The organism is Ideonella azotifigens, from assembly GCF_021043325.1.
Taxonomy (GTDB): Bacteria; Pseudomonadota; Gammaproteobacteria; order Burkholderiales; family Burkholderiaceae_C; genus Ideonella; species Ideonella azotifigens.
Window position 1 is genome coordinate 152,979 of the sequence record NZ_JAJNKD010000001.1, and the last position, 23,989, is coordinate 176,967.

The 23,989-nt window shown below is 67.3% G+C and carries 18 protein-coding genes; 11 read left to right on the forward strand and 7 right to left on the reverse strand.

From position 1 onward, the window contains the following. The first annotated feature begins 3 nt into the window (after positions 1–3). The 4 genes from LRH25_RS00675 (at position 4) to LRH25_RS00690 (ending at position 8,095) form a co-directional block, all read left to right on the forward strand. Positions 4–1,704 carry a polysaccharide biosynthesis/export family protein gene (locus LRH25_RS00675; protein ID WP_141285532.1) on the forward strand — a complete coding sequence of 567 codons (1,701 nt, stop codon included), beginning with the start codon at positions 4–6 and terminating at the stop codon, positions 1,702–1,704. A 100-nt stretch (positions 1,705–1,804) separates the two neighbouring features. Beyond that, positions 1,805–6,076: a glycosyltransferase family 2 protein gene (locus LRH25_RS32930; RefSeq protein ID WP_141285530.1), complete on the forward strand. Its 4,272-nt coding sequence runs from the start codon at positions 1,805–1,807 to the stop codon at positions 6,074–6,076. Next, positions 6,063–6,872 (forward strand): sulfotransferase family protein, encoded by an 810-nt coding sequence (locus LRH25_RS00685; protein WP_231010015.1) that lies wholly within the window; start codon positions 6,063–6,065, stop codon positions 6,870–6,872. The genes LRH25_RS32930 and LRH25_RS00685 overlap by 14 nt, the downstream gene beginning before the upstream one ends. Positions 6,873–6,883: 11 nt before the next feature. After that, positions 6,884–8,095, forward strand: a complete 1,212-nt coding sequence (locus LRH25_RS00690; RefSeq protein WP_141285526.1) for a glycosyltransferase — start codon at positions 6,884–6,886, stop codon at positions 8,093–8,095. Positions 8,096–8,142: 47 nt separating this feature from the next. Here the strand turns inward: LRH25_RS00690 and LRH25_RS00695 are convergent, their stop codons facing one another. The 3 genes from LRH25_RS00695 to LRH25_RS00705 all read right to left on the reverse strand — a co-directional run bounded on the left by LRH25_RS00695 (position 8,143) and on the right by LRH25_RS00705 (position 11,956). Beyond that, complete coding sequence (locus tag LRH25_RS00695) at positions 8,143–9,360, reverse strand: DUF1501 domain-containing protein (RefSeq protein WP_170200739.1); 1,218 nt, start codon at positions 9,358–9,360, stop codon at positions 8,143–8,145. A gap of 29 nt (positions 9,361–9,389) precedes the next feature. Continuing rightward, positions 9,390–10,853 carry a DUF1800 domain-containing protein gene (locus LRH25_RS00700; protein WP_141285522.1) on the reverse strand — a complete coding sequence of 488 codons (1,464 nt, stop codon included), beginning with the start codon at positions 10,851–10,853 and terminating at the stop codon, positions 9,390–9,392. A gap of 131 nt (positions 10,854–10,984) precedes the next feature. Continuing rightward, complete coding sequence (locus tag LRH25_RS00705) at positions 10,985–11,956, reverse strand: sulfotransferase family protein (protein WP_141285520.1); 972 nt, start codon at positions 11,954–11,956, stop codon at positions 10,985–10,987. A 198-nt stretch (positions 11,957–12,154) separates the two neighbouring features. Between LRH25_RS00705 and LRH25_RS00710 the strand changes: the two genes are divergently transcribed. The 5 genes from LRH25_RS00710 to LRH25_RS00730 are packed head-to-tail and all read left to right on the forward strand — an operon-like array spanning position 12,155 to position 17,259. Further along, positions 12,155–12,832 (forward strand): hypothetical protein, encoded by a 678-nt coding sequence (locus tag LRH25_RS00710; RefSeq protein ID WP_231010016.1) that lies wholly within the window; start codon positions 12,155–12,157, stop codon positions 12,830–12,832. Continuing rightward, positions 12,829–13,758: a hypothetical protein gene (locus tag LRH25_RS00715; RefSeq protein WP_231010017.1), complete on the forward strand. Its 930-nt coding sequence runs from the start codon at positions 12,829–12,831 to the stop codon at positions 13,756–13,758. The genes LRH25_RS00710 and LRH25_RS00715 overlap by 4 nt, the downstream gene beginning before the upstream one ends. A gap of 50 nt (positions 13,759–13,808) precedes the next feature. Beyond that, positions 13,809–15,116 (forward strand): glycosyltransferase family protein, encoded by a 1,308-nt coding sequence (locus LRH25_RS00720; protein ID WP_141289607.1) that lies wholly within the window; start codon positions 13,809–13,811, stop codon positions 15,114–15,116. Then, on the forward strand, positions 15,113–16,099 hold the full coding sequence (locus LRH25_RS00725) for a hypothetical protein (protein ID WP_141289608.1): 987 nt from the start codon (positions 15,113–15,115) through the stop codon (positions 16,097–16,099). The genes LRH25_RS00720 and LRH25_RS00725 overlap by 4 nt, the downstream gene beginning before the upstream one ends. After that, a complete protein-coding gene (locus LRH25_RS00730; RefSeq protein WP_141289609.1) occupies positions 16,096–17,259 on the forward strand; it encodes a glycosyltransferase in 1,164 nt (387 codons plus the stop codon). Before LRH25_RS00725 ends, LRH25_RS00730 begins: the two co-directional genes overlap by 4 nt. A gap of 12 nt (positions 17,260–17,271) precedes the next feature. Here LRH25_RS00730 and LRH25_RS00735 read toward each other — a convergent pair whose 3' ends face one another. Next, entirely contained in the window at positions 17,272–17,571 is a 300-nt protein-coding gene (locus LRH25_RS00735; RefSeq protein ID WP_141289610.1) for an antibiotic biosynthesis monooxygenase family protein, read from the reverse strand. Positions 17,572–17,739: 168 nt separating this feature from the next. On the opposite strand from LRH25_RS00735, the gene LRH25_RS00740 reads away from it, so the two are divergent. Then, positions 17,740–18,879: a 3-deoxy-7-phosphoheptulonate synthase gene (locus tag LRH25_RS00740; protein ID WP_375142147.1), complete on the forward strand. Its 1,140-nt coding sequence runs from the start codon at positions 17,740–17,742 to the stop codon at positions 18,877–18,879. Between the two features lie 209 nt (positions 18,880–19,088). Here LRH25_RS00740 and LRH25_RS00745 read toward each other — a convergent pair whose 3' ends face one another. From LRH25_RS00745 to LRH25_RS00755, 3 genes are all read right to left on the reverse strand, one after another. Beyond that, positions 19,089–21,422, reverse strand: coding sequence for an ATP-binding protein (locus tag LRH25_RS00745; protein WP_231010018.1), 2,334 nt, complete (start codon positions 21,420–21,422; stop codon positions 19,089–19,091). Positions 21,423–21,530: 108 nt separating this feature from the next. Then, positions 21,531–21,812, reverse strand: coding sequence for a BTH_I0359 family protein (locus tag LRH25_RS00750; protein WP_141290983.1), 282 nt, complete (start codon positions 21,810–21,812; stop codon positions 21,531–21,533). A gap of 53 nt (positions 21,813–21,865) precedes the next feature. Next, positions 21,866–22,978 (reverse strand): DUF3108 domain-containing protein, encoded by a 1,113-nt coding sequence (locus tag LRH25_RS00755; RefSeq protein ID WP_231010019.1) that lies wholly within the window; start codon positions 22,976–22,978, stop codon positions 21,866–21,868. Positions 22,979–23,019: 41 nt separating this feature from the next. Here LRH25_RS00755 and LRH25_RS00760 point away from each other — a divergent pair, with 41 nt between their 5' ends. Beyond that, on the forward strand, positions 23,020–23,988 hold the full coding sequence (locus LRH25_RS00760) for a fumarylacetoacetate hydrolase family protein (protein ID WP_231010020.1): 969 nt from the start codon (positions 23,020–23,022) through the stop codon (positions 23,986–23,988). The last annotated feature ends 1 nt before the right edge of the window (position 23,989 follow it).

Consider the following 23,989-nt stretch of genomic DNA (forward strand, 5'->3'; position numbering starts at 1 on the left):
GTCATGACCAAGTCTTTTGTCATCGCTTCGCTGACTGCCCTGTGCGTCATGGTGGTGTCGCCCCTCGTGCAGGCACAGCAGAGCATCACCTTGCCGCCGGGGGTGACGCTGGGTGCGCAGAGCCCGCAGGGTTCCGCAGCGCAAAGCGTGGTTCTACAGGCCCCCTCTGTGACGCCACCGCCAGCCAGCACGCCTTTGCCAGCCATGCCGAGTGATGGCGGGATGGGCAAGCCGGTGGTGTTCGGATCGCAGATCTTCAGCGGCCGCTTTGCGCAGTCCAGCAGCGGCTTCAATCCTGACTACCAGATCGCCGTCGGCGACCGAGTCAGCATTCGCATGTGGGGCGCTGTCACCCAGGATGGCGTGCAAACGGTCGACGCGCAGGGCAACATCTTCCTGCCGAACGCTGGCCCGATTCGCGTGCTGGGTGTGCGCAACGAAGACCTGAATCGGCAGGTCGATGAACTGGTCAAGAAAACCTTCAAGGCCAACGTCGGCGTTTACGCGACGCTGGAGGCAGCCCAGCCGGTGAAGATCTACGTCACCGGTTTCGTGCGAGCTCCGGGCCTCTATGGTGGCCTGTCGTCAGACACCGTACTGACCTACCTCGACCTGGCCGGCGGCATCGATCCGGACCGTGGCAGCTATCTCTCGGTGCAGGTGCTGCGCGGCGGCAAGCCGCGGGCAACCTTCGATCTCTACCGCTTCCTGCTTGACGGCAAGATCGACCGCATTCAACTGCAGGACGGCGACACCATCGTGGTGAAGCCGCGCCAGTACGCGGTCATGGTGCAGGGCGAGGCCCAGAATGCCTACGTGTTCGAGTTGCCCCGGCAATCGGTTCCGGCATCCGAGATTTTTGCCCTGGCGCAGCCCAAGGCGGATGCCACCCATCTCAGCATCGTGCGCAACACCGGGGTGGAACTGAAGAGCGAGTACTACCCGCTGGGCAGCGCCTCGAATGTGCAGATCCAGAGCGGCGATCTGGTGACCTTTACCGCCGACAAGTACGCCACCACCTTGCTGGTGAGAATCGACGGCGCGCAACTGGGTGAGCGTGCCCTGGTGATGCCCAATGGGGCAAAGCTCAAGGATGTGATCGCACGGCTGTCGCCTTCACCGCAAGCCGACCTGAGCTCGCTGCAGCTGTTCCGAAAGTCCGTGGCTGTGCGGCAGAAACGTTCGCTCGACATCTCCCTGCACAACCTCGAAACCGCCGCGCTGACGGCACGTTCTTCGACCAGCGAAGAAGCAGCGCTGCGTCAGGTCGAAGCCAACCTGATGCTTCAGTTCATCACCCGGGCCCAGCAGATACAACCCTTGGGTCAGGTGGTGCTGAGTGATCGCGAGCAGGCCGATCAGCTGCCGCTGGAAGATGGTGATCTGGTGGTCGTGCCTGAGCGCAGCAACATGGTGCTGCTCAGCGGCGAAGTGCTGTTCCCGAACGCGCTGGTGTACCAGCCCAATGCGGCGGTGGACGACTACATTGCCCTGGCTGGCGGCTACACCCAATCGGCCGACACCTCCAAGCAGATCCTGTTGCACCGCAATGGCAGCGTGGCGCCCCCCGGCACCACGCCCAAGCCGGGCGACGAGATCATGATCCTGCCGAAGATCGAATCCAAGAGCATCGAGGTGGCGCGTGGCATCACGCAGATCCTTTACCAGATCGCGATCGCGGCCAAGGTGGCGATTGGCTTTTAACTGCCAGTGACATCGTGTCTGGCTGCGCAAGCGGCCGGCAGCGTATCCAACCGCTCCCTGGCGCACTGCCCGGGCTGGTTGTCAAAGTTGGAGGGAGCCTGTGCCTGTTGCCCGGATCACGTTGGAGCGCCATTGGCCTGGGTTGCTGGAGGGTTGGTCCGCCGATGCCTCGGTTAGTCCGGGCGAGCTTCAGTTGCTGCTGTGCGGCAAGCCTGTGGTGGACGCCGTGCTGCAACGTCATTCGCGCGCGGATGTCAGGGCTGCACTGGGAGGTCACGGGGACGACGCCTATGGTTTCAGTGTCTACCTGACGCCTCATCTGGCGCGCCGCGCAGCGGCAGGCGATTTGCGCCTGCGCCAGGGCAGTGTTGAATTGGCCTTGCCAGTTGCCGGCTCCATGGAGCAATGGGCCAACTCCCTGCGCGAACTGCCTGATGGCGATGTGCGCGAGGAAAGCTTGCTTTGGTTGATGCACCATGTGGCGGTGGCCGGTGGCCCCTCTAAGTCGTTGGGGCTTGCTGGCGACTGGCTCCGGCAGGAGGCCCGGGCTCGGCATCTGGAACACGAACTGACACAGCCTGACTCGGCACTGGCCCGGCATGTGCCGTCCCCATTGCGTGGCCAGATCGAGTCCATGGATGGGCTGGTGCTGACCGGGTGGCTGCATCTGGACGCCACCTCGGGGCAGGCGCTTTGCTTGCGGACTCCTTCGGGTAAATTGACAGCCAGTGTCATCCGCGTTCATCGCGAAGATGTGCGTGCGGCACTGGGGCTGCAAGATCCCATGCTCGGATTCGAGCTGGAACTGCCCGCAGGCATCTGGCGGCATCGGGATTCGGCGGGCGCCTGCCAGTTTCGGCTGGCCGTCGGGTCACGATCCTTGCCGCCTCTACCCAGGCGGTTGGACGCCAGCCACCTCGTGAGTCACTTCGGCCGGTTGGCGGCGTTGTCGGTTCTTGAGCTGGCGGGTTCCGAGGGGCAGTACCAGGTGATGCAAGCGCTGGAGCACCTGGCCGCGGCCGAGGCGTGGGATCTGCTGCCGGATGACTTGATGCGTTTTGCCAGGCTGCAGGCCGGCCGCTTTGGCTTGACGAACTTGTTGCCCGCTCAGGCCACTTTGCCTGAGCGCTCGCCGATGGTGCTGCCGCAACCTGACCAGGTGACGATGCGACAACTGCAACGCGCCCTCAGCGACGCGATGGGGCAGCCTGGTGCCACGGCAGCGACCAGCCTGAAAACCGTGCTTGCGCGTCATCCCGTGGCGGGCGAGGTGCAGGACCGTTTTCTGCGGGCGCTGATTCCTGTCTTTGCCGGTCAGCGGGACTATGCCAGCCTGCGGCCACTGTTGCGCGTCAGTCAGTTGCGGGAACTGGCGGACTCGGGCGAGGTATGGTCCTCGTCTCAGTTGTTGCCGGAGCTGGTGGCGACTTCTGACTACGACGCAGCGGCGACGCTGGTCAAGCGACTTGTGAAGGGCAAGTCTGGCTGGCTCAACACTGAATGTGTTGGCCAGGCGGCAGACCTGCTGTTGCAGGAACTGGGCTGCTCGCCCGTTGCCGACCGACAGGCGCTGAAACTGGTCGGGAAATTCCTGGCCTTCTTGGCCTCCATGAGCGAAGCTGGTTACTGGGGGCGTTTGCACGACGAGCACATCGTGGATGCGCAGGTCTCGCTTTTGCTGCTGGCGGTCGTGCTGCCGGCAGATGCCGCTTACGCTGTCCTTCAATCCTGCCTGAAGCTTTTTGCGCTGGTCCCCAGCTTCTGGGCGCGACTGGACAGTCGCTGGCCTGCGGGTCTGCCGTGGCCCCCTGAGTTGCGCTCGGCTCATCGTGGTTTTGTATCACTGAGCGAGGGCCTGAAGTCGGGCTTGTCGCCTACACGTGCGCAAGCCCTTTTGCTGCAACTGCAGCCTTTCCGGGCCTGCGGCAATATCGACGTGCCGCAGTTCTCACGGGACATTCTGCAGGCAGCAGTGCCCCAACTGGATGCCGAAGCCGCCGCGGAGGCGCAGCCTTTGTGGGCTGAGACCGAGGGCTTGGGTGTGTCTGAATCCTTGCGGTTGGCGGCGCATCCGTTGTTGCCTCCCCCGCTGCTGGCCGGGCAGTGCGACTTGGTTGACCGCATGAGGGCTGCAGGTGGGGTGACGCAGCGGGCCGGGCGAGAACTGCAGCAGCAGTTGCTCCGCGAGCTGCGCGCATTGGCCAGCGATGCCACGCAGCCTTTGCCGTCGCTCGCGACATGCCGTCGCTTGGCGGGGGCTGCCCACGACTTTGTTGGCGTGCAATTGGCGGCGTGGCGCTGGTACATCGGCCGGGTTCGCTGGGACGCTGCGCAGGTTGACGCCGAATTGTCGGAATTGCGGGCCTGGTGGATGGCCGCGCACATGAGCTTGCCCGTCACGCCGTGTGGCGCCGTGATCGACAAGCCTTCTCATGCTGTGCCGGCGGCACTGTGCAATGCGTTGCTGCTGCTGCAGGCAACGCCGGCAGCCAAGGGCAGTCTGCAAGAAAGCCTCGTCCAGGAATTTCTGTCAGCGCTGCCGGCGGACGACACCTGGGCGTTGACCTTGCCAACGCGCGAAGCGTTGCGCTTTGTCTCGCCGGCATGGTCTTCTCGCACATTGGTAGTTGTCTACTCTTGCCGCGCCAATCTGGCCACGCGGGTCGAACGCATCCGGCAGACCTGGGGCCGGGACCTGACCGCGAGGGGCATTCCCTGGCTCGTTGCGGTGGGCGAAGGTCACGGTCAGATTGAGCCGGACGGGGTGCTCGGTCTGCGGGCGTCGGACCATTACGAAGATCTGCCGGCCAAGAGCCTGGCCTTGATCGATTGGGTGTGGCGTCACACCGACTTCGACCACCTCTACAAGATCGACGACGACTGCCACCTAGCGGTGGATGCGTTTTTCGATCTTTGCCCTCATTGGGGGGCGCACTACCTCGGTCGGCCCTTGCATCGGGCCGAAGGCGGCACCGACCGGCGCTGGCACCAGGCAAAGTCGCACGATGCCCGCGCAGCGAACGCGATCGACAAGTCGCCCGAGCCCTCGGTGTATGCCGACGGCGGCACGGGCTACCTGCTGTCGCGCTTGGCCATGGGGCGGCTGTGCAAATTGCTGCAGACCACTCGCGGCGCGCGCCTGACCCGCAGTGTCTTCATGGAAGACAAGCTGGTGGGCGACCTGCTTCGGGCAGCCGATATCCCACTGACGGATGCTGGCTACGAGACTTTGCTGCGCCGCAAGCTGGGGCACAACGCTGTGCCGGTGAATTGCTGGCAGAACACCTTCTATCCTGGCCCCCTCAGCCCGACGATGCTGACGCACCTGGACGATGCCAAAACACTGGATACCATTCACCAAGGCTTGACCCAGGCCATCGTGGCGCCATTGCGCATCTGGCCCACTTGCCAGGCACCCAGCCTGACGGATCGGCACGGCAAGGCCTCGGGCCAACTGGAGTTGTTGTCACCTGCATCGCTGTTGAGGGCCCTGCATGAGCAGGCTGAGCTGCTGGTGGTGGCCGTGGCACGCAACGAGCGGGTGCTGATGCCGCATTTTCTCCAGCACTACCGCAAACTGGGTGTGCGCCACTTCGTTCTGATCGACAACCTCTCGGACGATGGCACGCGCGAGTATTTGCTGGCTCAGCCGGACGTTGTGCTCTATTCCGTCGATTCGCAGTACCGGCTGTCTCACTATGGCGTGGCTTGGCAACAGGCGGTGCTGGCGGCCCACGGGCTGGGTCGCTGGGCGGTGTTGGCCGACATCGATGAATTCATGGTCTTCGAGGGCTGCGAGCAAACGCCGCTGCTGGCCTGGTTGCAGCAGCAGCAGGCGCAAGGTTTCGATGGCGTGCGCGGTGGCATGATCGACATGTATCCCGCCGGCAGCCTGGCCTCGGCGGACTTCGAACACGTCGCGCCATTTGATGCCGCGCCGTATTTTGATCGCCAACCCCTGCTGCCGTGGCGACTGGGCAGCGGCTGGTATTCGAACGCGCCCAGCACCGTGAGCGCGCTGCGGCATCGGCTGATTCCCGGCTCCGCACCCAACCAGTACACCTCGCAGAAGCTGATCGCCTTGCGCTACATGCCCTGGGTGCGCCTGTCGCAGGGGGTGCACTACGCGTCTGGCGTGAAGGTGTCGCCCCAGCATGCTTGGCTGGCGCACTTCAAGTACCACGCAGGCTTTGCCCGCAAGGTGCAGGAGGAGGTCGCGCGCAAGCAGCATTTCAATGGGGCGGAGGAATATCGCCAATACATGTCGCTGCTGGCCGAGGCCAGTGGCACGCTGTATTCGACCTCGCATTCCATGCGCTATGTGGACAGCTCTTCGTTCACAGGCCTGATGCCGGACATTGGGCTTCGCTAGCTCAGTGAAGGAGAATCGGTTCATGAGGCCCGACCCCTTTTTCCTTGTCGGTTGTGTCCGTTCAGGCACAACAATGCTGCGCGATCTGCTGCGCCGCCATCCCAATCTGGCATGCCCGGAAGAAACACATTTCTACCGCTGGGGTGACCCTATGGGCACCGACAACCTGCGCAAGGTGCTGTCCAGCAACCCAGTGCTGCGTGAGCACCGCAAGATCGACCAGATTCAGGAGTCTGAATTCACGCGCATGATGGAGCAAAGTACCTCGCGTGCCGACCTGTACCAGCGCTACATGCAGTGCTACATCGAGCGCAACAAGCCGCAGGCGAGGCGTTGGTTCGACAAGACGCCGCAGAACGTCTATGGCGCGATGCTGATGGCCTGCTCGATGCCGGATGCCCGCTTTGTTCACATCGTGCGCAATCCGCTGAACGTCGTGGCCAGCCTGCGCCTGGGCAAGGTCATCAAGGTCGGCGCCTTGCTGGGTGCCATCAACTACTGGACCGAGGCCGAACACATCATGCGCGGGCTGAAACAAGCCTTCCCGGACCGGGTCTACGAAATGCGCTATGAAGACCTGATGGACGATGGTCCGGGCCACACACGCCTGCTGATGTCTTTCCTCGGCGAAGCCTATGACCCTGCCTGGTTTGCCGACTTCGTCATGACCCCTTCAGACCATCGAGGTGCAGAGGTGCTCTCGCCCGAGGATACTCAAGTCGTGCTGCAGGCCTGCGAGGCCGGCATGCGCCGGCACGGTTACCTGCCGGCGGCGGGCGGCGCAGTGCAGGCTTGACCGGCAGCAGCATGTCTTTGCAGGTGCAGACACGCCCCCGTGTGCTGCTGGTCTGCTTCAACCGCCTGGTCCCGGCGGACCAGGGCAACTCGCGGCGCATCCTGCAGCTGTTGCGCATCTATCGGGGCCTGGGCCACGAGGTGGACCTGCTTTATCACGCTGATGAAGGGCACGACGTGGCCCTTTCGCAGGCCATGCGAGCCCAGTTCGGCCTGGTGCGGGTGGTGCCCTCTCGGGCCAGCAAGCGCATTGGCACGGATCACGCCTGCCGCCTTTCGGACTGGTATGACAAAGGGCTGGAGGCCCCGGCGCTGGAACTGCATCGCCTGCGTGCCTACCGGGTGGTGCACGTCAACTACGTCTGGTATGCGCCGCTGCTTCAATGTTTCGACGCCAGTGTGACCAAGGTGCTGGACAGCCATGACTTGTTTGCCGACCGCGCGGCCCGGCATGTCGAGGCTGGCCTGCCGCCGGCCTGGTTCAGCACCACGCGCGCAGAAGAGGATCGCGCTTTCGAGATGGCTGATGTGGTCCTGGCCATTCAGCAGGAAGAAGCCCGCGAGATGGCGGCGAGAGCGCATCGTCACATCCTGTACCTGCCCTGGGTGGAGGTCGCGGCGCGAGACTTTCTGCCGCGCAAGGGTGGGCCCGACAGCGCCGCAGGTGGCGTGCTGACACTGGGTTACCTGGGCAGCGGCAACATGTGGAATGTGCGCAGCCTGCAGGCGTTGGTCGAGGCGCTGGGGCGTACTTCCCTTCGGGAGCGTGCGCCCTTCCAGGTGATCGTGGCGGGCAGCCTGGCCTGGCATGCTGCCAAGCTGGGCAACACGCCTGGGTTGGTGCCCTATGGCTTCGTGAAGGAACTGAGCGGCTTTTATGCCTCTGTCGACGTGGCGCTCAATCCCATGGTGGGCGGTACCGGCCTGAAGATCAAGACGGTGGAGCCGTTGGCCTATGGCTGTCCGGTGCTGGCCACCCAGGCTGGCATTCACGGCATGAGCCAGGTCTGGCAACTGCCGGTGTTCGAGTCACCGGTCGAGTTGGCGGAGTTCCTGGTGACGGAACTGGCGCCGGGGGCTGCTGGGGGGCTCACGCGGCTGCGTGAGCAGGCGCTGCGCACGCGCGTGGCCTGGCAGGCGGAGTGTGACCGGCAGGCCGGGTACTTCACGCGCTGGCTGGCGCATCGTCTGGCGCTGCCCGCAGGGGAGCCTGTCGGGGCCTGATCGCTCGCAGGCGGCAGGGCGGCCGCCACTTGCCGCCCTTTTGTCGCTCAGGACTTCAGCAAGCCCTCCGCGGGCCTGACGGCGGCAGAGTCAGGGAAGACGTCTCGTTCGATCACCGCGCTGGCAACCTTCAGGTGATCGCCCAGCAAGGCTTTCATCGGCGCGCGCAAATCGGTCGTCACCTTCAGGTCTCGGCCCTCGAATCGCTGGGCTGCGGCCAGTCCTGGCCAGTCGGCGATCACCCGCCCGCCGCGAACCGCGCCACCGAGGAGAAAGGCGGCGGCGCCGGTGCCGTGATCGGTGCCGCGGGTGCCGTTGACTTCCACTGTGCGGCCGAACTCGGTGGCGACCATGACGACGGTTCGGTTCCAGGCGTTCTTGGCGCTGGGCGCCGTCAGTCCCGCGCGCAAGGCGGCCAGTCCGGCATCCAACTGCCGCAGGTTGGCGGACAGGCGGCCCTTGGGCGCAGCCTGGTCTGCATGGCTGTCCCAGCCTTCGATTTCCAGCACGGCGACCTGCGGCCCCTGGTCCTGCGCCAGAAACTCGGCTGCGCGTGTGCAAAGCGCCGGGAACGCTGCGACGGCTTTGCCGCCGGCCATGTCACTGGCCATGGCGTCGCCTTCGGGGCCCTCGCGCAAGCCCCTGGCGCGCTGCAGTGCGCCAGCCAGCGCCGCGTCGTCGCCATACATGCGCGACAGGCGCTGCAGCAGGTCATCCGAAGGGTCGGGCATGCGTGACGGTGCCCAGGTGTCGATGTTGCGGCTGCCGCGCAGCACCAGCGGCACGGCCGTGTTCATGGCCAGACCCTTGCGAGCGTCCGCCTGAAGCGCACGCCCCAGCCAGCCGTCCTTCAGCTGGTAAGGCTGCGTGCCACCGGACTCCAGCACCTGCTGGGCGTCGAAGTGCGAGCGTTCGTGGTACGACAGGCCGACGGCGTGCAGCACAGCGGCTTCGTTGCGCTGGTACATGCCGTGCAGTTCGGTCAGCGCCGGATGCAGCGCGAACACGCCTTGCAGCGGCAGCGGCGCGCTGGCGTATTCGGCCAGGGGGCCACGAGCGCTCGCGAAAGCCGGGTCGCCGACGGCTGGCACCGCATACAGGCCGTCCAGCCCGCCGCGCAGGATCACGAAGGCCAGTCGCGGGCCGCCAGGCTGGCCGGGTCCGGCCAAGGCCAGTGTGGACGCTGCGCCCAGCAGCGCACCTGCGCTGGCGGCGCGCAGCAGGGTACGTCGCGAAAACGAAGGGGGTGAGTCGAGTGAGGTCATGACCATTCTCCTGACGAGGCGCGGCAGCTTCAGCGGCGCTGGAATTCGGGCGACATCAGCAGCAGCGACAAGGCCTGTGCGCCATCTGCTGCCCGGGCGAGTTGCTGGCCGGTTTCTGCGCTCAGCAGCGGCCCCATGCCGTCCCGTGCCAGCAAGCGGGCGTCCAGCGCGGTGCCGAACCGGGTCACCAGCCCGGTGCTCCATTCGATGCGCTTCCACAGCGCGTCCGGCCCCAGCCAGTCCTCGGCTTTGTCGGGCCAGCCTGCAGGCGAGGGGGGCTCGTGCAGCACCTGGCCCATCACCGAGACCTGTCCGTCGCGGGCGGGCTGCAGCCAGCGTTGGTCCAGCCGCAGCATGCGGGCGCTGGAGATGGCGAATTCTTCGGGCGTCTTCAGCTTGACCAACTGCGGCTGCCATGCTTGCGGCGAGGCCAGCAAGGCCTGGTACATCGCCGGCAGCTCGCCCTGGCTGTCGAGGTAGGCGGTGGCCAGGCGGCTGACCAAGGCGGGCGGTGGATCATCGGCGACGAAATGCCGGGCCAGCTTGGTGGCCAGGAAATGCGCGGTTGCCGGGTGCAGCGACAGGTCGTGCAGCACCATGTCCAGCGCCTGCTGGCCCGCAGGGTAGGTCTTGCCAAGCAGGTGCTTGTCGCCGGGTTCGTGCCGGTTCAGCTCGAACGCCACCGGCGCGCTGGCATCTGCGCGGTCCGCCGTGGTCCACCCGGTCAGCACGCGCGCAAATTCGGTCACGTCCGCCTGGGCGTAGGCCACCTGGCCGTTGGTGCCGGGTCGGCTGCTTTCCGCGCCCAGCGTGTGCAGCTCCAGCACCTCGCGTGCCAGGTTCTCGTTCAGGCCGGTGGCTCTGGGCTTCTTGTCGCCTGGTGGCTGGCGCATGGCGGCGCGCGAATGCGGCCCGACCGAGCGCTGGTTGTCCAGGTAACGCAGCATGGCCGGGTGCAGTGTCGAAGCGCGCAGCAGGTCCTGGAACTTGCCGGCGATGTGGGGGCGAATCGCGTCGCGCTCGAATGCGCCGATCAGGCCGCGAACCTTGGCCGCCTGGCCAGACACGCTGAAATGGTTGATCCAGAACAGCGCCAGGCGTTCGGCGAACGGGCGCCTGGTCTGGCTGGCGGTCAGCAGCCGGGCGTAGACGTCCTGTGCCGCGATGTCGCGCTGCGCTTCGCGGGCGGCGGCGTCCACGCGATTGGGATCATCCTTTTTCTTGCCAGGGGACATCTCGGCACGGGCCTTGGCATGGGCGGCCATCGCGGCTGCATCCGGAATCGCCACGCCCTGGCGCGCCGCCTTGCGGGCGGTTTCGGCGCGCGCCCGCATCGCTTCAGCGGTGCTGGCCAGCGCTTCGCCCTGCTGTGGGTCGGCCGGGCCGATCTGGGCCCGCAGCCAGGCCAGCGGGTCGGGGCCGACCACGGCCAGATCGGGCTCGCCCAGACCGAAACGGTGCGCGGCCAGGGCTGTTTGAAGCGAAGGGGACATCGGTCACTCCGGTTGCGGTCCGCAGGCCATCTCCCGCCAACCGCTGCCTCGTGGCAGACCGTCCCCAACGTTTGAAACCCCGGTTGCGCCGACACGGCGATCAGGCCGGGCCTTCGGGGTCATGCCTGGGATCAGGCCTTGGGCTTGGCCTCGCGGCCTTCGGCGGCCGGCTTGGTCGCCCGTGGCGGAGCGGCCACCTTGCGTACGGCCTTGGGGCCGGCGTCGGGCTTGCTCGACATTGAGTCTGGGGGCGCCGAACTTGCTGCGGCATGGGCCTCCCGCCGCTTGAGGCGCGTGGCTTCGCGTTGGCGCTCCGCTTCCATTTCCTCTTCGGTGCCGTAGCCGTGCATCAAGCGACCGGTCTGGCACAACGAACGGACCTTGGCGAGTTCCTCGTCCGTCAGGATGCCGGCATCCTCGTGCCGCACCTCCTTCGTCACCACGTCGGCAAAATGTGCCGCATCGAAGGGCTCGCCAAGAAAGGCCAGCACGTCCCGAATGCCATCCAGTGGACTGACCGTGAACGCCTCATAGTTCAGCGTGAGCACGCGCTTCGGGTAGGCCCGCTGCAGCAGTGCCAGGTTTTCGATGGCCTCGTTCCAGTAACTGCAGGCACCGACCAGATCGTCCATTTTCATGACCTTGCCGATGCGCAAGCTGGCAACCACGTTGACAGGGTTGCGCACGATGTGCAGGAACTTGCCACGCGGAAACTCGCCGGCAAGCATCGCTGCGCCATAGGCGTTTTGCGGTGACTTGTCGAACCAGCGCTTGGCGGTCGGCTTGCGCACTTCGGCAAAGCGCTGGATGTAGCGCGTGCACAGGTCGGCCCGGCTGGTCGAGTCATTCAACATGGTCTCGAATTCCGCCTCGCTGATGCCATCCAGTTCACGGTGGCGGCGAAGGACGGGATTCTTGGTCACCACATGGCGATAGCCGGGGCTGCCAAATGGATCGCTCCAGCGGAAGAAATGGGTTTCCTCAGGGCTCGCCAGATTGGGATGCAGCCGCAGGATGTTGCGCAGCATCGTGGTGCCGGAACGAACGCAGCCAATGATGAAAAATGGCGTGTTGGAGGGCCGAGGGGAAGCGGCAGACGTCATGGAGGGTTCAGATGGGGGCGCAGCCGGGCATGCGTTGGCAGCATATCATCGCGACTCGGCATGCTGCTTTCCATCGAAATCCCGTCGAGAGGCCTGCCATTGACCCGGTTTGAGGTGACAAAGTTGAGACCAGTCGATCCATCACGCGTTGTCAAGCTGAGGCAGCTGACGCTGGAACTGCGTTCATTGCAGGGTCGCATGAACAAGACCGTGGACGAGCTTTGCGCGCTGGTGGGCGCTGGGCCGTGTCAAGAAGCGGGCGAGCAGGGCCTCCGGCAGGAATTGTTGTTTGTCCCCGCATGTTTCGAGTTGCCCGAAGCAGCACCTGTTCGGCTCCAACCTGCGAGTGGAACCGCGGTAGCGGCCGGCGTGTCGCTCTACAGCGATCGCCGCGGCGGCTATCTGCAGGTCCTGCAGCAGCCGCTGGCCCTCGGAACGAATGCAGGCCCTGGGCTTGGCTATGGGTTGGTGGCGCAGGTCGCCGAATTTGACGGGACCTGGTTGTCACTGGCCTTCGATGCTCGATCGCTGGTGGCCCAAAGCCGTCCAGGGAAAGCACTGCTGATGCTGTCAGCGCAAGTACAGACAACGCCTGCGATGACGGCCAAGTTGCGCTGCGACTGGACGGTGAGTGGCGAAAAGCGGCAACGCGACTTTGAGTTGCCTGCCGATGCCGACATGAGCTTCGACCTGGATCTGGGGCCGTGGGTGCCGGCAGAAGTCTCGCAGTTCGCCTTCCATGTGATCTTTGCACCTGAGGTCCGCAGCACGATGAGTTTGCGGCGACTTTCTGCTGTGCTGCTGATCGATGAGGCGACAGAGTCGGCGCTGGCTGCTTCGTCGGATTCCGACGGCATTTTCGAGGTGGCGCCGTGAGCGTCGTGGCCATGGCGGCGCACGGCGCGCGAATCGATTGGGCCAAGGCCCGTGTGATCGGGTTTTCGGTTCCGGCAGATGCGGGCGAGGTCTTCGACGTGGTCGAGCTCGCGCTGGACGATCGCGTGGTATCCACCGCGGTGGCCAATCGCTCGGTGTTCGAGCTGGCGCAGGCCTTGGCGGGGTTGCCGCTGCCGTCGCGCGAAGCGTGTGCGTTCGAGCTGCGCGTGCCTTCGGGCAGTCTGCTGCCATCGCAGTTGGGCCAGGACAGCGTCCGGCTCACGGTGCGCAGCACGCGTGGCGACCTCGTGTTCGAACATGCGCTGCAAGGCCCGCAGGAATTGCTGCACATGGCCGACGGTGCGCCGTTGGACCTGCTGTACGAAGTGCAGTTCCGCGGTGTGCGCGATGGCGCATTGCACGGGGTAGTGCTGGACAAGCTGGGAAGCGGCAGGCAGCCAACTCTGTACTGGCGACTCAACGAAGGGCCCCCGGAGCGGTTGTGGCTGGACAGCGCTGGCGACGCGCGCGCGCATTTCTTCCTCTGTGACCTGCCGGTCAAGGTGCTGAGCGAAGGGCGCAACCTGCTGCACGTGACCGGCCGCGATGGCCAGCCGCTGGCGGTCTACCCGATCCAACTCGGGGCGCAGGGCGAGAGCGAACTGCAGCGCCGCGTGGTGGCGCTGGAGGCCCAGGTCGGTTTCCTGAACCACTTGATGATGTCCCAGCCCAGTGAGGCACTGCCTGCCCGGTTGGCGCTGCTGAAGAGCGAGATCGTCGGCATCTGCTCCGAGATGCTGACGATGCAGCGGGCCAACTTCGAGCGCGAGGCCCTGGCTGCGGTGGAGATGGCACTGGCCGCCCGCGCAGCGCCGGCAAGCCCGCCGCCGGCGCTGAGCCGGCTCGGCCTGCGCCTGGGCCGATGAGACGGCGCCAGCCGGCGACGCCGAAACAGGCGGCTGTCGCTGAAGCGAGCGTGTTGCGCGCTCGTCGCCGCCTGTACGTGTTTTCGCCGCTGCCACCGCAGCGCAACGGCCTGGCCGACTACCTGGTCGAGTACCTGGCCCTGTTGGCGCAGGACTTCGACCTGCACACCGTGACACAGGCCCGGCTTCTGCCGGACGCGCAGCAGGCGCTGGCCGCGCTGCCGATCACGGTGCTCAGCGAGGCGCAATTCCTTGCTCTTCAGCCCGACCCCGCAGCGCAGACGCTGTTCAACCTCGGCAACAACGGCGACTGCGTCTACATGCTCGATCACCTTCGCGCCTTCCCCGGCGCAGTGATCGTGCACGACGTGTCCTTGTTCTACCTGCACCAACTGGCATTGCAGCGCGCCCGGGCCGACAGCCTGTTCGGGCATTGGCTGGCGGAAGAGGGTCATGCAATTCCCGGTGAGTTCCTGCAGCGTGACGGCGCGCTGCACAGCACGCCCGGCTTGCTGTACCAGGAGTGCCTGATGCTTCGCCGAGTGGTCGGCTCCGGGCAGGGCCTGATGGTGCACACACGCTATGCCGAGCGCCGCCTGCGTGGGGCGGTTCACGGTCTGCCGCTGGGCGCCGAGCAGGGGCGCCCGTTGCTGCGCATGCCGCACTTCGTGCTGCCACCGCCAACCCTGCCGGCGGATCGTCGCGCCGAGGTGCTGGCGAAGTTCAGCGTCTCGGCGGATGCGTTCCTGATGCTGGTGCCGGGCTTTCTGACCGGCAACAAGATGCTTTACGAAGTGCTGGCTGCCTTTCGCCAGGTCCAGGCGCAGTGCCCTGGCAGCCAGCTGCTGTTGGCTGGCGAGGAGCGGGCCGATGAATACCCGGTGTCGCAGCGCATTGCCGCCTGGTGGCCCGAGGGTGATGGCCCCGAGGTCAGTGGTTACCTGGACGCAGAGGAACTCGACGTGCTGCTCGGTCGTGCGGACCTGTCCTTCGTGCTGCGCTACCCGACCTATGGCGAGTCGTCCGGCATCCTGCCGCGCGCGGCACTGGGTGGCGGGCAGGTTTTGACTGTCGACATCGGCGCCTACCCCGAGTTCCAGTCGCCTCAGGTCCGGACGGTGCCGGTGGGCGGACCCTGTGTGCCGGCACTGGTCGAAGGCATCTTGCGCGCCTTCCGCCAGTGGCAGGGTGACACCGCGGCTGCCCGCGCGAGTCGGCAAGCCGAAGAGGCCACGCGGCAACAGGCATTGGCGCCCGCGCTGCTCTACCCGGGCCTGCGCGATTGGCTGGATCAGTCGTGGCGCATGGCGCAGCCCGTGGGCGCGGCTCCTGCACCGACCGTGGGGGCCGGATCTTGAGCAGCGCTGAAGCCTGGCTGGACCTGATCGCCGCCGCATTGGTGCCCGCGGCCACCACCGCCGGGCCGGCCGTGGTCGTGCACGAGGACCACCGCTGGCTGCCGGTGCTGGAGCAGGGCCTGCCCACCACGTGGTTGCAGCCTCACCAGTCGCCGTGGGCGGACTTCCATGCCGCTGCGCATCGCCTGCCGGCGACCCGCCTTCGCCTGGGCCTGGACAAGCGCGCTGGCGAAGCGCTGGAACTGGTGCGCCGCGCAGCACTCGGCGTGCTTGTTCTGCCCCACCGTGCCGAATCGCTGCAGGCCCTTCAGCCCTTGATGGCCCAGCTTCGGTTCGATCAACCCTGGCTCGTCGCCGGCAAGGAGGACCTGCCGGCTTGGGAAAGTGTCGAGGGCGCGTCGCGTCAGTGGCTGGCCTTGCCCGCGCCCAGGGGCTGGCGGCTGCTGGTGGGCCGTCCGCTGGCGGCGGCAGGGCAGGCATTGCGGCTCGAAGCGGGCTATGAGCTGTCGCTGGCCAGGCGTTTGCTGGCGGCCTCGGCGGGCCGCGCACCGGCAGGCCTCTCTTTGCAGGCCTCGGAGTCAGGGGCATGCCCGCGCCTGCAGTTCCGCCCGGTCGCGGTGAATTGCATTGCCACGCTGGCCGAGCCCATGCTGCACCATGTGCTGGTGCAGGATCGCGCCGTGTTCGGGCCGCGCGGCGAAGCCAGCGTGGTCCTGCCCTGGGCGGGGGCGAATCGCGCACGGCTGCTGCTGCGCAATGTGCGCAGCCGCATCGACGATCTGCATGCCGCGTTTCAGGGCCTGGACCTGCCGCCGGCCGCGGTCCACTACACCGAGCACGGCGCGCTGGTGGATTTCACGTTCCCGGCGGCCAAGCCTGGCGGGCAGGCCTTGCTGCACCTGACCTTGCCCCCGACAGCCTTGCCACCTGACGACTTCTGTGACATCGGCGCCGCCGAATTCAGCCTGGAGCTGCAGCCATGACAGTGCAGCGGCCGCGTGTCCTGCTCGTGACCTTCAACCGCCTGATGCCGGCTGACCAGGGCAACTCGCGGCGCATCATGCAGCTGGTCGGCGTCTATCGCCGGCTGGGTTACGAGATCGACCTCGTCTATCACAACGAGGAGGGGCTGGACGCAGGGCTCTCGCAGGCCATGCAGGCCGAGTTCGGCCGAGTCCAGGTGCTGGCTTCGCGGGCGTCCAAGCGCATTCGCGAGGGCCATTTCGCGCTGTTGTCTGACTGGTATGACCCGGCGCTGGCGCAGGTCTGCCAGGAGATGCACCGCCTGCGCGGCTACCAGGTGGTGCACGTCAACTACGTCTGGTATGCGCCCTTGCTGAAAGGCTTCGGCTCCGAGGTCGTCAAGGTACTGGACAGCCACGACCTGTTTGCCGAGCGCAGCGAAAAATACCGTCGTGCGGGCATGAAGCCGAGCTGGTTCAGCACCACGCTGGCCGAGGAAGACAGTGCGTTCCGCATGGCGGACGCGGTGCTGGCGATCCAGCGCGGCGAGGCGCAGGAAATGGCGGCGCGTGGGCATCGTCATGTGCTGTACCTGCCTTATGTGGAAGCGCAGGTTCGCCCATTCGAGCCGCCGGCGCAGGTGCCGCGGCTGAGGCTGGGTTACGTGGGCAGTGGCAACGACTGGAATGTGCGCAGCATGCAGGCCTTTGTTGCCGCGCTGGCGCGCAAGGCGCCAGTGCTGCCGTTCCAGGTCGCTGTCGCGGGTGGCATCTGCCGCCATGTGCGCGAGATGCCGGGGCTGGTCAACATCGGCTTCGTCAAAGAGCTGGGTGGTTTCTACGACGCGATCGACCTGGCGCTGAACCCGATGGTGGGCGGCACCGGCCTGAAGATCAAGACCGTGGAGCCCTTGTCCTTCGGCAAACCGGTGCTGACAACCCCGTCCGGCGCAGAAGGCCTGGCCCACCTGTGGACGCTGCCGGTGCTGGACTCGCCCGAAGCCTTGGTGGACTACCTGTTCGACACGCTGCTACCGGACCCGGTGGGCTGCCTGACAGCGCTGCACACCCAGGCGGTGAGCAGCCGGGCCGCGCTCGACGCGGAGTACGCCCAGCAAACCGGCCGTTTCTCGCGCTGGCTGGCACAGCGCGTCAGCGCCACGGCCCTGGCCAGCGCCTAGGGCCGTTTCCGTTCAGGACTGCGTGACCAGCTCGAAGTGCTCGACCGTGGGCGGGCCGGCGAAAAACGGGCCGACGATGGCACGCCAGTCGGCGAAGGCCGGCGACTGGCGAAAGCCCACGGTGTGCGCTTCCAGCGTGTCCCAGACGATCTGCAGCACATAGCGCTCTGCACTCTCAATGCCGCGGTGAACGTTGAAGCGCTGCACGCCTTCCACCTTGCTGATCACCGTGCTGAGGGCTGTCTGGATGGCCGCTTCGAAAGCGGCCTGCTGGCCCGGATGGATGCGGATGTCCGCGAGTTCGAGGATCACGCTGAGGCTCCTGAAGTAAAAAAACAGCGAGACGGAGAAAGTCTGCTGTGACAAAAGACGAAGGCCCGTGGGCCGCTCGTTCTGGGGCCCAGTGTGCCGCGTGCCGCACGGCGCTGGGCCGGCGGGGATAATCGCAGGCTTTTCCGGCCAAGCCCACAGGAGCCCGCGTTGAACCGTCCCGATGACTGGCAGCATGATCACGAAGTGGGCGGCGATTCCTTGCTGCCCCCGCCCGCCACCCACGACACCACGCGGGTCGACGACCTGCGCATCGGCGCGGTCCGCCCGCTGATTTCGCCCGCCTTGCTGCTGGACGACATGCCGGCACCGGCTGCGGCGCAAGCGGTGGTCGAGCAGGCCCGCAACCAGCTGGCCGCGGTGCTTTCCGGCGAGGACGACAGGCTGATCGTCGTCGTCGGTCCGTGCTCCATCCACGACCACGAGCAGGCGCTGGCCTATGCACGCAAGCTGCGCGTGCTGGCCGACGAACTGGCCGGCGAGCTGAAGATCGTCATGCGCGTCTACTTCGAGAAACCGCGCACGACGGTGGGCTGGAAGGGCTACATCAACGACCCCCGGCTGGATGGCAGCTTCCGCATCAACGAAGGCCTGCGCCGCGCCCGCCAGCTGCTGCTGGACGTGGCCGCGCTGGGCCTGCCGGCAGGCACCGAGTTCCTGGACCTGCTGAGCCCGCAGTACATCGCCGACCTGGTCTCCTGGGGCGCCATTGGCGCACGCACGACGGAGAGCCAGAGCCACCGCCAGCTGGCCTCCGGGCTGTCCTGCCCGGTGGGCTTCAAGAACGGCACCGATGGTGGCGTGAAAGTCGCGTCCGACGCCATCGTTGCCGCCGCCGCGCCGCATGCCTTCATGGGCATGACCAAGATGGGCCAGGCCGCCATCTTCGAGACCCGCGGCAATGCCGATTGCCACGTCATCCTGCGCGGCGGCAAGCAGCCCAACTACGGCGCCGAGCATGTGCAGGCCGCGTGCGAAGTGCTGCGCAAGAGCGGGCTGCGCGAGCAGGTCATGATCGACTTCTCGCATGCCAACTCCGAGAAGCAGCACCGCCGGCAGATCAACGTCGGCGAGGACGTGGCCGCGCAGATCGCGGCTGGCGACCACCGCATCACCGGCGTGATGATCGAAAGCCACCTCGAAGAAGGCCGGCAGGACCTGGTCGCCGGTCAGCCACTGAAGACCGGCGTCTCCATCACCGACGCCTGCATCGGCTGGGCCGACACCGAGCCCGTGCTGCGCACGCTGACCCGCGCGGTCGCAGCCCGCCGCGCCCGCGCTGCCGCGTGAAACCTGGCCGGCCTGGGGCTTTCCCCGGGCGGCCACGCATCGCCTCGCCGCCAGAACCCCGTGCGCCTGGCGTCACTGCCGTGGGCGGTGCGTGAGCAGCGGTTCGCAAGCTTTTTCGATGCCCCATTCGAGGCGCTGGCCGATCAGCCACCGCCGCCGCGGCATGAATCCGCGCTCACCACCGGGCGCCCTGCGGGACGGCGTGCAATTCAGCGCATGAAACCAATGCCGCGGCGCTGGCGCACCTCGGGCTTGACCCGGTGTTCACTTTCCAGCTGGGCCAGGAATTCGTCTGGTGCAAAGGGCGCGCCGAGGATCTGCACCTGCTGCTGCACGGCGGCGAAATCGCCGGGTACCAGTTGGTCCAGCGCGGCCAGGCGCTGGCGCTGCTCGCCGGTCAGCGCCGGGGCCTCACCCGACAGCGCCTCGGCGGCGAACATCTGCTCGCGCTGCTCGGGCCGCAGCGCCAGGAAGCGCACCTTGAACGCAAAGCGCCGCAGTGCCGCCTCGTCCAGGTCCTCGAACAGGTTGGTGGTGCAGATGAAGATGCCGGCAAAGCGTTCCATGCCCTGCAGCATCTCGTTGACCTCGGTCACCTCGTAGTGCCGCTCGGCCAGGCGCCGGCTGCGCAGGAAGCTGTCGGCCTCGTCCAGCAGCAGCACCGCCTCTTCGGCCGCGGCTTCCTCGAACATGCGCGCCAGGTTCTGCTCGGTCTCGCCCACGTATTTGCTGACCAGGTCGCTGGCCTGGCGCTGCAGCAAAGGCTTGCCCAGCTCGGCCGCCAGGTGCTCGGCCAGCGCGGTCTTGCCGCTGCCGGGTGGGCCGAAGAAGCACAGCGCGCCGTGGCCGCGGCGGCGCAGCGCCTCGATGATGGCGGCCGGTGCGAAGCGGCTTTCCAGGTTCAGCAGGCCAAGCTGGTAGTCGGTGACGATGCTGCGCGCCGGGCGGCCGCCGCCAGCGTTGTGGCCGAGCGCCTTGTCGGCATGTGCCAGCTGGCGCTCGATCAGGTATTCCATCGTCGGCTGGCCGGCATGGGTGGCCGCGGCATGGCCTTGGGCACCGGCGCCGGCCAGCTGCGCAAAACGCACGGCGGTGCGCAGCTGCGCCGGGGTCAGGCCGCGCCGGCTGGCGAGCTTGGCGGTGAAGTCTGCGCTCACATCCGATCCGGCCAGCGCGCGCATCACCAGTGCCTCGCGCGCGCCCGGCGGTGGCGAATTCAGCTCCAGGTGGTACTGGTAGCGGCGGCGGAAGGCCGGGTCGATCTGCTCGATGCGGTTGGTCACCCAGATCACCGGCACCGGGTTGCTCTCCAGTACCTGGTTGACCCAGGCCTTGCCGGAGACGCTGGCGCTCGCGCTGTCCCCCGCGTCCAGCCTGGCCAGCAGCTGCGCGGTGTCGCCATGCAGCGGCGGGAACACGTCTTCCACCTCGTCGAACAGCAGCGCGACCTGCGCGTGGCCCTTCAGGAAGGCCTGGCTGATCTGCAGCGAGCGGTAGCGGTCCCGGCCTGAGAGTGCGTTGCCGTCGCGGTCTGCATGCTCCACCTCGTACAGCGCCAGCCCGGCAGCCTGGGCGCAAACCTTGGCCAGCTCGGTCTTGCCGGTGCCGGGTGGCCCGTAGAGCAGGATGTTGACGCCCACCGCGTGCTGCGCCACCGCCTCGCGCAGCAGCCCGGCCAGCACCTGCACGTCGTCGGCCACGAAGGAGAAGTCGGCCGGCTTCAGTTCGGTGGCGCGGGCCGGGCGGGTGAAGACGGCCATCAGGTCGTCCGGCCCGCGGTATTCGCGCATCAGCACCGTGGGAAGCTGTTCGCTGACCTTCATCAGGTCCGCCAGGTCGGTCACGTTGTGTTCGGAAATCAGGTTCTCGACCATGCCGATGCGCTCCAGCCGCGAGCCGGCGCGCAGCGCCTCGGCGACTTCGCGTGCGTCCACGCCGGCCACGCGCGCCAGCGCCGCGTGCGCCTCCTGCGCGCTGGAGACCTTGAATTCCAGCAGCAGCCCGCGCAGCTCGCGCTGGTAGCGTGCCAGCGTGCCGTACAGCAGCAGCGCGCGCTCGGCCGGGTTCAGCTGCAGCAGTTGGCCCAGAGCGGCAATGTTCTGCTGCACCAGGGTCGAGTGCTTCTGCAGGTCGCGCGCCAGCCAGTCGGCGGTGGCGCTGAGCACGGCCATCAGGTCCTTGGGCGTGTCCTTGAGGTAGTCGTCCAGGTAGAAGAACAGCGTGCCTTCTTCGTACGGGCCATTCCAGGCGCCGTGGCGGGCCAGGAAGGTGGCGTCGTCCAGCCGCTCGTGGCCCAGCCAGGGGCCTTGTGGCAGGCCGCGGCGCTGCAGGAAGCGGCGCAGCCTGTGCAGCACCGCCTGGGGCCAGACCAGGTGGCGACCGGTCAGGCTCAGCAGCGCGCTCCAGTCGCGCCGCAGCGGGAAGCGGCTGACCTGGGCCAGCGTGAGCGCGAGCACGAAATGCGAGCACATGCGGTCCAGCACCGGCGCCTGGCTCAGGCCTGGCGACAGCAGCAGCTGGGATTCCGGCACACGTTCGACCATGGATTGCCTCGCAGCAACGGGCCATGCGGCCCGGCGAGGCCGATCTTGGCGCAGCCGTGAGGGGTCGGCAAGCCCCGGGCGGCCTGCCTTCAGCTCGGCAAGATGGCGTCAGTGCAGCGCCATCGGCTGCTGGGCCAGGCCGGCGTAGGTCGCGACAAAGGCTTCCAGCGTGTCCTCGTCGGCCTCTTCCTGCACCAGTGCCTGGGCGCGGGCGCGGAAACCACGGGCCAGTTCACCGTCGAGGAAGATGCCCTTGCGGGCCGCTTTGTCGACGATCTCGTAGCCGCTGGTGCCGCTGTCGGAAGGCTCACCCGCCTGGGTGCCGCTCGCCAGCTCGGCCACGTCGATCTCCAGCACGGCAAAGCTGTCGGAGTTGTAAAGCATGTGCATCAAGGCGCTCCAGTGGGGGTCTTGCCCTGCAGATGCCGGCCCGCCGGCCGAATTCAAGGGCTGGTGCTGTGGCCGGGCGGCGGCGCCGAGGCGGAAGTCTCGGCTGGCGGCGGCAGGCCGTCCAGCAGCGTCAGCGTCAGGCTGTTCTCTCCCGGCACAGTGGTGAAGCGCAGCTGGGCCGGCAACATGTCGCGTTCGCGCGCCAGCCAGACCTCGATGCGCTGGTCATACGGCCGCTGCGGCTCGCGCACCAGCCGCCAGGCGGGCAGCGGGTGGGCCTGGTTCGGCAACTGCAGCGGCGGGCCGGCCTGCACCTCGAACTGCCAGAAGTCCAGGTCGCCGCGCACCGTGGCCACCGGCAGCGTGACCAGCGTGCCCACGCCCACTCCCAGCCCGTCGCTCCCCGCGAGCGCCTGCACGATCATCGGCAGCTGCAGCAGCCAGCTGGCCCTGTCCTGCGTGCCTGGCATCAGGCGCTGCATGCCGCTGGGGCCGGAGAAGCTGATCAGCTGCTTCTCGCGCTGGAAGTTCACCGCATGCTGGTCCTTGCCGCGCTTGCGCTCGACCATGCGCACCGGCAGCAAGCCCTGGTCACCCAGCTCGCCGCTGCTCTGCCAGTCCTGCTCGCCTCGCCCGCCTGGCAGGCTGACCTGCCAGTGCAGCGTGTAATGCTCGCCCTGTGCATCGGGCTGCCACAGCAGCTCGGCCTGGCCGGGTTGGCCGTCGTTGCGCTGCGCGCTGTAGCGCAGTTGCAGAGGCTGCGGCAGCGTGAGCGTCGGCAGTTCCGGCATCAGCCCGCCGATGTCCGGCAGGCCGGGTTCCGCGCCTTCTTGCGCGATGTTGTCCGGCGAAGTCTCCAGCGCCGCGGAGGCCGCGGTGCTGGCCACGGCAGGCGGCCGGGCCGCGGTTTGCGGCGGTGGCTTCGGCTTTGTGGCCGGTTGCGCGCTTGGCGCGGCCGCGATAGGCGGCGGCAGCCGCACGGCGGCCAGCGTGACGCTGGCGCTGCGCTTCGTTGGCACCACCGGCGGCGTCCAGCGCCAGTCGCGCCAGTTCGGTGCCGGCAACAGCAGCCCGTGCGCCAGCAGCACGGCGGCCACGATGCCCAGCAGCACACCGCGATGACGGGCGGCGGCGGGCGAGGGCGGAAGGGCGTTCTGCGTGGTCACAGGCGCATTGGACAATACTGTCGCGCCACTTCCGCATTCTGATGAAACTCGCCACCTACCAAGACGGCTCGCGTGACGGGCAACTGGTCGTCGTCTCGCGCGACCTGAGCACCGCCCACTACGCCACCGGCATCGCCAGCCGGCTGCAGCAGCTGCTGGACGACTGGAACTTCCTGTCGCCGCAGCTGCAGGACCTTGCCATCACGCTGAACCACGGCAAGGCCCGCCATGCCTTCCCGTTCGAGCCGGCCAAATGCCTCTCGCCACTGCCGCGCGCATACCACTGGGCCAGCAGCGTGGCCTATCTGCAGCATTTGCGGCTGGCCCATGCGCAACGCGGCGAGGCCTTGCCCGAAGCCCTGCTCGGCGAGCCGCTGCTGGCCCCGGCCGCGAGCGACCAGTTCCTCGCACCCTGCGCGGAGCAGCGCTTCGCTGGCGTGGACGGCGGGCTGGACTTCGAGGCCGGCCTGGCGGTGATGACAGGCGACGTGGCCGCTGGTGCCTCCAGCGCGCAAGGCCTGGACGCCGTGCGCCTGCTGCTGCTCTGCACCAGCTGGTGCCGTCGCGAAGCTGCTCCCACGGGTGCCGGCCTGCTGCCGGGCTGGCCGATGACGGCCTTCGGTCCGGTCGCCGTCACGCCCGACGAACTCGGCGAGGCTTGGCAGGGCGGCAAGGTCTCGGCCACGCTGCAGGTCAGCTGGAACGGCCGCAAGATCGGCCAGTGCGACACCGGCAGCGACATGAGCTTCCACTTCGGCCAGCTCGTCGCCCAGCTGGCGCGCCAGCGGCCGCTGGGGGCCGGCAGCCTGGTCGGCAGCGGGCCGGTCAGCAACCAGGACCCGGCCAAGGGCGTGGCCTGCCTGGCCGACCAGCGCGCCCGCGAGGCCCAGGCCGGCGAGGTGCGCACCGCCTTCGCGCAATACGGCGACACGCTGTACGTGGACCTGAAGGGCCGCGACGGCCTGAGCGTCTTCGGCGCCATCGAACACAGCGTCACCGAGGTGGAATAAG